This is a genomic window from Actinomycetota bacterium, from assembly GCA_030774015.1.
In the GTDB taxonomy this organism is placed as follows: Bacteria; Actinomycetota; UBA4738; order UBA4738; family JACQTL01; genus JALYLZ01.
Genome location: JALYLZ010000095.1, coordinates 1 through 3,677 on the forward strand (window position 1 = coordinate 1; position 3,677 = coordinate 3,677).

Annotated in this window: 4 protein-coding genes; all 4 read left to right on the top strand. The window is 69.9% G+C overall.

Annotated elements, in window-relative coordinates; all coding sequences use genetic code 11:
- Window positions 1-231, top strand: a 231-nt coding sequence (locus M3Q23_09495; GenBank protein MDP9342307.1) for a hypothetical protein, incomplete at its 5' end; no start/stop codon positions are given.
- 68 nt (window positions 232-299) lie between these two features.
- Entirely contained in the window at window positions 300-671 is a 372-nt protein-coding gene (locus M3Q23_09500; protein MDP9342308.1) for a pilus assembly protein TadG-related protein, read from the top strand.
- Between the two features lie 109 nt (window positions 672-780).
- Window positions 781-1,386 carry a DUF5318 domain-containing protein gene (locus tag M3Q23_09505; GenBank protein MDP9342309.1) on the top strand — a complete coding sequence of 202 codons (606 nt, stop codon included), beginning with the start codon at window positions 781-783 and terminating at the stop codon, window positions 1,384-1,386.
- Window positions 1,387-1,528: 142 nt separating this feature from the next.
- The coding region (locus M3Q23_09510; protein MDP9342310.1) for a penicillin-binding protein at window positions 1,529-3,677 on the top strand (2,149 nt) is incomplete at its 3' end.

Sequence of the window (3,677 nt, forward strand, 5' to 3'; positions counted from 1 at the left end):
GCCTCCGTGAGTGCGGACGACGGCGCGGTCCGGGCGGCGGTCGATCGAACCGCTGCAGTGTTGGCGGCAGGAGACCTCTCGGTGGAGGTCGACCGAACCGGCCAGCAGGGCCAGCCGGTGTCGGTTCGGGTCGCCTACGCCGATCCGGTGGTCGTGCCGGTCGTGGGCTGGCTGTTCCCGGCTTCCGTGGATCTCAGCGCCTCGGCCACGTTGCGACAGGAGTATCGATGAGGGCGCGCCGGCGGGATCGGCTGATGCGCCGGCGCCGGAGAGAGAGCGTGACTCGGCGGGATGGGCGTGTGCTCGGGCGGGATCGGGGCTCGGTCACCGTTGTTGCCGCGGGGATGCTCGTCGTCCTGTTCGTACTGGTGCTGGGGTCAGCCGACGTGGCCAAGACGCTGGCGGCCATCGGGCGAGCCCAGACCGCTGCGGATGCCGCGGCGCTGGCTGCCGCCCAGGAGCAGGTCGCTCCGACCGGGCCGGGGCCGGAAGCGCTGGCCCGACAGTACGCGGAGTGGAACGGGGCGGCGCTCGTCGGCTGCCGCTGTCCGCCCGACGGCACCGAGGCGGTGGTCACGGTCCACGTCCAGGTCGGGCGACTGCTCTTCTTGAGCGGGATCGATCTGGTCCCCATGACCGCGCGAGCCGTCGTGGACCTGGGAGGGGGATGAGGGACGACGCCATTCAATGAGGGCAGGGCAGTGCAATGCATGGCTAGCGGCAGGTTGGATTCGAGAGGCCTATGGACTGAATCGAGGCTACCGCTACAATGGCCGAACTGTGTCAGGGCCAGCGAAGAAGGTCTCGACGGGCCGCAGCGGCGATAACGGCTCCAGCAGCGGTATCAGCTCGAACGGCCACGTCGCCACGGACGGCCGCGGCGGATCGAACCGCCTCGTCGGTTCGGACGGCCACGTCGCCACGGACGGCCACGTCGCCACGGACGGCCGCGGCAGATCGAACGGCCTCGCCGGCTTGAACGGCTTCGACGGTTCGAACGGGCGCGGCGGATCGAACGGGGCGCGCAGGCTGTTCGGCTCGGTCGATTACACGCTCGCCAAGCGGGCCCTCCTGCGGGAGTTCCGGGGCGGACTCCTGTCGCGCCGGGAGATCTGCGACGCGCACCCGGAGCTGCTCCGGGCCGCGAAGTATGTCGGCGAGCCGACGTCGCGCCCGTGCCCCGTGTGCGACAAGGAGGGCCTCCGCCTGCTGGCGTACGTCTACGCGGACGACCTGAAGACGGACAATGGTCGGGTGTGGGAGCTGCGCGAGGCCCTGGCGGTGACGGCCGCCCACCGGGGCGGCAGCTGCTACGTGGTCGAGGTCTGCACGGGCTGTTCCTGGAACCACCTGTACCGGTCGTTCCGGGCCCGCACCGCCGGCTGACCGACCCAGCGGCAAGCTCCTGACCAACCCCGCACCGCCCCTGGCTCCGACTCCGGGCACGGGCCGGCCACTACGAATCTCCACGTTGTCCGCACACGAGCCCGGCTTACTTGCGCGAGGCCCGGGGTAAGATCGGCCCAACTTGGCCGTCCGTACGTCCTCCCGCTCATCGCAACAGCGAGGCAAGGCCCGGCAGCAGCCCAAAGGAAAGCGCGGTTTCTTCCGCCGCTACTGGTGGCTGTTCGTGGTGGTCCCGCTGGTGATGGTGGTCGGCGTGTCCGGGACGCTCCTGTACGCCTACTCCCGCATCCAGATCCCGGCGGCTCCGCCGGCCGCCCAGACCACCTACGTGTACGACCGCCACGGCCACCTGATCGGGACCCTGCACGCCACGGTGAACCGCACCGAGATCGACTTCTCCGAGATGCCGGTGATGCTTCGCGACGCCGTGATCGCGACGGAGGACAAGGACTTCTACCACCACGGCGGGATCAGCATCACGGGCATCTTCCGGGCGGCCTTCCAGGACATCCTGCACCGCGGATACGTCCAAGGGGGCTCCACCATCACGCAGCAGTACGTGAAGAACGTCTACACGGGGAACGAGCGTTCCCTGTTCCGGAAGGTCAAGGAAGCCCTCCTGGCCATCAAGCTCGAGCACAAGTACACGAAGAACCAGATCCTGGGGAAGTACCTGAACACCATCTATCTGGGGCACGGCGCCTACGGCGTGGAGGCGGCGGCCCAGACGTACTTCCGGATCCACGCCAAGGACCTCAACATCCTCCAGGACGCCACTCTCGCCGGGGTCATCGCGTCGCCGGCCCGGTTCGACCCCATCACCCACCCCTCGGACGCCGAAGTCCGCCGGAACTACGTGCTCGACCAGATGGCAGCCCAGGGCTACATCACGCAGGACAAGGCGGACCAGCTGAAGCAGCGCCCCGTGGCGACCGCCGGCGACCGGGAGCAGCCGTCCCAGGCCGCGTACTTCATGGACTACACGCGGCAGTGGCTGATCGATCACTACGGCGAGCAGGCCACGTACGCCGGCGGCCTCCGGGTCACCACCGGCCTCGACCTCGGGTGGCAGCACGCCGCCGAGCAGGCGGTGGCCAGCCACCTCCCGTCGCCGGGGGACCCGTCGGCGGCCCTGGTGGCCATCGACCCCACCACCGGCGAGATCCGGGCCATGGTCGGAGGGAGGGATCCCCACACGCTCACGGACAACGAGAACCTGGCCACGGGCGCGAACCGCCAGGCCGGGAGCGCCTTCAAGGTGTTCACGCTGACCGCGGCCGTGGAGCAGGGCCTGTCGCTCCAGTCCAGCTGGAACGGCCCCTCGCAGATCACCATCCCCAACCGGGAGTGCTACACGACCGACCCGGACACCGGACAGTTCGGGCCGTGGACGTTGACCAACGCCGCGGACGAGGAAAGCGGAACGTTCAGCCTCCTGGACGCCACGGCCAACTCCGTGAACACGGTGTTCGCCCAGGTCGTCACGTGGCTGCACAACGGTCCCCAGGACGTCGTCGACATGGCGCACACGATGGGGATCACCTCACCGCTCAAACCGGTGTGCTCCATCACGCTGGGGACGGAGGATGTCACCCCGATCGACATGGCCAGGGCGTATGGCACCCTTGCCGACCAGGGAGTCCGCCACGACCCGGTCCCGGCCCAGAAGATCACCACACCGTCGGGCGACACGGTGTTCTCCGTGAGCCGCCAGGGCGACCCGGAGGTCCCCGCGAACGACGCCGCGATCGTGACCTACGCGCTCCAGAGGGTCGTCCAGTACGGCACCGGGACCGCCGCCAGCATCGGCCGCCCCCAGGCCGGGAAGACGGGAACCGCGCAGGACTTCGCGGACGCGTGGTTCTGCGGCTACGTCCCCCAGCTCGTCACGTGCGTGTGGGTGGGCTATCCGAAGGGTCGCATTTCCATGACGAACGTCGAGGGAGTCCCGGAGGTGTTCGGAGGCACCATCCCCGCGGAGATCTGGCACGACTTCATGGCCACCGCCACCGCGAACATGCCCGTCCAGGACTTCCCGCAGCCGGACTTCTCGGCGAACCAGAAGCAGGCCTCGTCGCCCAGTCCCTCTCCGAGCCCGTCGCCCTCGCCCAGTCCCTCTCCGAGCCCCTCGCCGAGCCCCAGCCCGAGCCCGAGCCCCAGCCCAAGCCCGTCGCCCACACCAAGCCCTTCGCCTTCTCCCAGCCCCAGCCCGCCGCCTTCGCCCAGCCCGCCGCCGCCCCCCCCCCCCCCCCCCCCCCCCCCCCCCCCCC